General features: G+C 61.5%; 4 protein-coding genes and 1 tRNA gene. 4 read left to right on the plus strand and 1 reads right to left on the minus strand.

All coding sequences use genetic code 11. The features are described from left to right. A partial coding sequence (locus tag Y707_RS0121115) for a hypothetical protein (protein ID WP_216699322.1) occupies window positions 1–434 on the plus strand: 434 nt, incomplete at its 5' end. A gap of 361 nt (window positions 435–795) precedes the next feature. Here Y707_RS0121115 and Y707_RS0121125 read toward each other — a convergent pair. After that, window positions 796–871: transfer RNA gene (locus Y707_RS0121125), tRNA-Ala, on the minus strand. 143 nt (window positions 872–1,014) lie between these two features. Here Y707_RS0121125 and Y707_RS29290 point away from each other — a divergent pair. The 3 genes from Y707_RS29290 to Y707_RS30265 all read left to right on the plus strand — a co-directional run. After that, entirely contained in the window at window positions 1,015–1,608 is a 594-nt protein-coding gene (locus Y707_RS29290) for a hypothetical protein (RefSeq protein ID WP_026536520.1), read from the plus strand. Then, on the plus strand, window positions 1,608–3,230 hold the full coding sequence (locus Y707_RS28220) for a sensor histidine kinase (protein WP_253905294.1): 1,623 nt from the start codon (window positions 1,608–1,610) through the stop codon (window positions 3,228–3,230). The genes Y707_RS29290 and Y707_RS28220 overlap by 1 nt, the downstream gene beginning before the upstream one ends. Then, the coding region (locus Y707_RS30265) for a response regulator (protein ID WP_035783082.1) at window positions 3,227–3,521 on the plus strand (295 nt) is incomplete at its 3' end. The genes Y707_RS28220 and Y707_RS30265, both read left to right, overlap by 4 nt.

The following is a 3,521-nucleotide window of genomic DNA, read 5'->3' on the forward strand; positions in this document are numbered from 1 at the left end:
GAAACGCCCTTCGCAGTATGTCTTTCGCGGTAGCTGCGCCACACCGCAAAGTGGCTGGGACGACTGACGCCATAGGCGCCAATATTCAACACGCGGCCCGGTTTCCCAAAATTTTCAGTGGGCCGCAGTACGTTGGCCACATGATGCGAACGAACACCGCCACAGCAAGCACAGCTGCCGACCAGCGGATTCAGCAGGGCGGCAGGTATTCCATCGAGGAGCTGAAAATCCTGGCTGACCAAGGCAGCGCCTGGGCCATGGAAAAGGTCGACGAATGGGAACAGCGCCACGCCGACATCTATAAGGGTGACCTGTCGGATCTCTGCGGCGATCAGGACTGCGAACACAACGGCGACCCGGTGAACATCTGCTGCGATGCCAACGGCAACCTTTTGGAGATCGACCACGGCAATTGGAGCCACCGGGCAGCTTAGGCGACTCTTTACACCGCGACCGCACCCGCGTGAATGGTTGCAGACGTCATTAGGGCGTCGGTCGCGACATCGACCTGCACGCCCAAAACGGACCGTGGATAGCGAATCTTCCCATTCACCCCATCCGGCATTATGCTGCCGATTTACCTGATTAGAGCCTTCTGGTCGCCTAAAAAACAGCGAAGCGGCATCATATTACCGTTTTCACACGGTATTCCGGACGTTTTCCCCCGACCGGGCCTTTCCTAGTGTGGAAGTTGAACCGGTGCATCGAAGTCCTCATGCAACTCCGCCTGCAGAACGCCTCGAGGACACTTACCGTGTCGCAATAGCGGAGGTACGGCTGGAACTTCAACAAATATGGTGGAGCTACGGGGATTCGAACCCCGGACCTTCTCATTGCGAACGAGACGCGCTACCAACTGCGCCATAGCCCCTTGGAATCTCTAGGCTACATCGGCAGGCAGGGTCGATGCCACATGGCGCCGATCACAGGTCCCCAGGCGTCCCGCTGTCACGACTGCTCAGATCGTTGTAGTTTTCTCACAAACGTCTCATCATCGGGCAGCATAATGGTTGTATGGAGCACTCGCGCTGGGGCAAGGCAGCCTTCGCCGGCGTCTCGACAGCTGGTGCGCTCGTCGCTGCCCTGTTGGTTGCGGGGACCTTTCAGGGTCCCGGACCCGTCGATCTCGGCGAATCCATCACCGTCTCGACATCTCCGTCGCCGCTGGAGAGCGCTACACCGAAGGCCACCACAGAAGATCCGGATTCCAAGCAGTCCTCGCCATCCCCAACGAAAAGCCCGGAACCAGAGCCGGAGCCGCAACCGACGGCAAAAACTCCCATTCCCGTCCCGCCGGCCGAGCCGGAGTCGCTGGACGACGATGACGATGATAACGACGACGGCGATGACCACGGCGGGGACCGCGACGATGACGTCAGCGATGACGGTCCGGGTGAAGCGAACGAGGGCGGCATCCGGAATGGTCGTGATGACAAGGCCGAGGACCGAGAGGCCGCCGAAGACGCCAGAGACGCACGGGAGGACCGCAAGGATGACCTGGACGATGCCAGAGAGGATCGCGCCGACGACCTCGATGATGGGCAGGACGGGGATGACAGCGGCGGCGACCGCGATGATGACGGGGACCGCGACGAGGATGACGGCTGATGGAAGCGATTGAGCAGCGTTGGCGCCGGCCCTTGACGGTACGCGCCCGTGTGCTGGCCGCCGTTATGTCGCTGGTAACCGTCGGCCTCATTGTTGCGGGCGGCACCGCCTATTTGCTGCAACGCAACCAGGTGGATGAGATGATCAACGACTCCCTTGGCCGCTCGGTTACCGAGTTCCGCGCGCTGGCGGAGAACGGCATCGATCCATCCACATTGGAAAGGTTCACCACCGCCGACGGACTGGTTTCGGTTGCCATGCAACGGACGGTCCCGGCCCGGAATGAGGGCATGCTCGGATTCAGCGCCGGTGAACTCCGTTTTGTAGCCCCCGCGCCCGTTCCCGTGCGCCTGGAAGACGATACCGAACTCGTGAACTGGATCGAGGCGTACGACCCGCAGGACACCATTCGGATCCAGACCGTGGAAACGTCCACCACGGATTACCGGATGGTGGTCGTTCCGGTCCAGCTCTCCTCGGACCCAACACCCGGGCTGTTCGTGCTGGCCTTCGACCGCAGCGCCGAACTCAGCCGGATCAATGAAACGTTCTTTACCTACTCCCTGGTGGGCCTGGGCTCGCTGCTGCTGATCGCCGTCGTCAGCTGGCTGGTTGCCGGGCGGCTGCTCCGCCCCATCCGCTTGGTCCGCGAAACCGCTCAGCATATTGGCGAATCCGACCTCTCCCAGCGCATTCCGGTGACGGGAAATGACGACCTTTCCGAGCTGACACGTACCGTCAATGCCATGCTGGACCGGCTGCAGAACGCCTTCGGCTCACAACGGCAACTGCTTGACGACGTCGGCCATGAGTTGCGCACTCCGATCACCATTGTCCGGGGCCATATGGAGCTTCTGGATGTTAACGATCCGGAAGATGTGAGCTCCACGCAGACCATTGCCCTCGATGAGCTGGACCGGATGCATCTGCTTGTCGACGACCTGGTGACACTGGCCAATGTCGACCGGCCGGACTTTGTCCGGGAGCAGGAGCTCGACGTCGGCAAACTCACCGACGAAGTCCTCGACAAGGCACGACAACTGGGCCAGCGGCGCTGGATCATTGACGCCCGCACCTCCCGGACCTGTTCGGTGGATCCGCGCAGAATCACGCAGGCCTGGCTGCAGCTGGCCGCCAATGCGGTGAAATTCTCGGAACCGGGTTCCACCATCGCACTGGGCTCACAGGTGGTTGGCGACCGGCTGAAACTGTGGATCCGCGATGAAGGAATCGGCGTCGACCCGGCGGACCAGTCCCGGATTTTCGAGCGGTTCAACCGGGGCAGCCGGACCAGCCGCAGCGAAGGATCCGGACTGGGCCTGACCATTGTCAGCGCCATCGCGAAGGCCCACGGCGGCACCGTCGGGCTGGAATCCTCACCGGGAATCGGGTCCATCTTCACTCTGTACCTGCCGGTCTTCCGTCACACCGCGGACGGCTCGCGTGGTCTATTCGAAGGACCGGTTACGCAGCAGATTCCCGTCCAATCGCCGAACAACACAGCCAAGGGACAGCCGGTTAAACTGGAACGTTCCACGCAGGCAACAGAACGGGTGTCTGTTCCGATCAAGCCCGACCGCGAACCTGAATCCGCCGTGTCAGACCGAGAGAGAGCCCGATGAGCCAGATCCTCCTTATTGAAGACGAAGACCGCATCAGCTCCTTCGTCGCTAAAGGATTGCGCTCCGCCGGATATGTTCCAACCGTGGCCACCACCGGCCGGGACGGATATGATCTGGCCCAAACCGGCGACTTCGAGCTGATCGTGCTCGATTTGGGATTGCCGGACCAGGATGGATTTACCGTGCTGCGGCGGCTGCGGGAAAACCGAAACAACAGTCCGGTTATTATCCTGACAGCGCGCAGCTCTGTCGACGACACCGTGGCAGGACTGGAAGGCGGCGCCGACGACT

This window comes from Arthrobacter sp. H14 (assembly GCF_000520495.1).
Classification (GTDB): Bacteria; Actinomycetota; Actinomycetes; order Actinomycetales; family Micrococcaceae; genus Arthrobacter_C.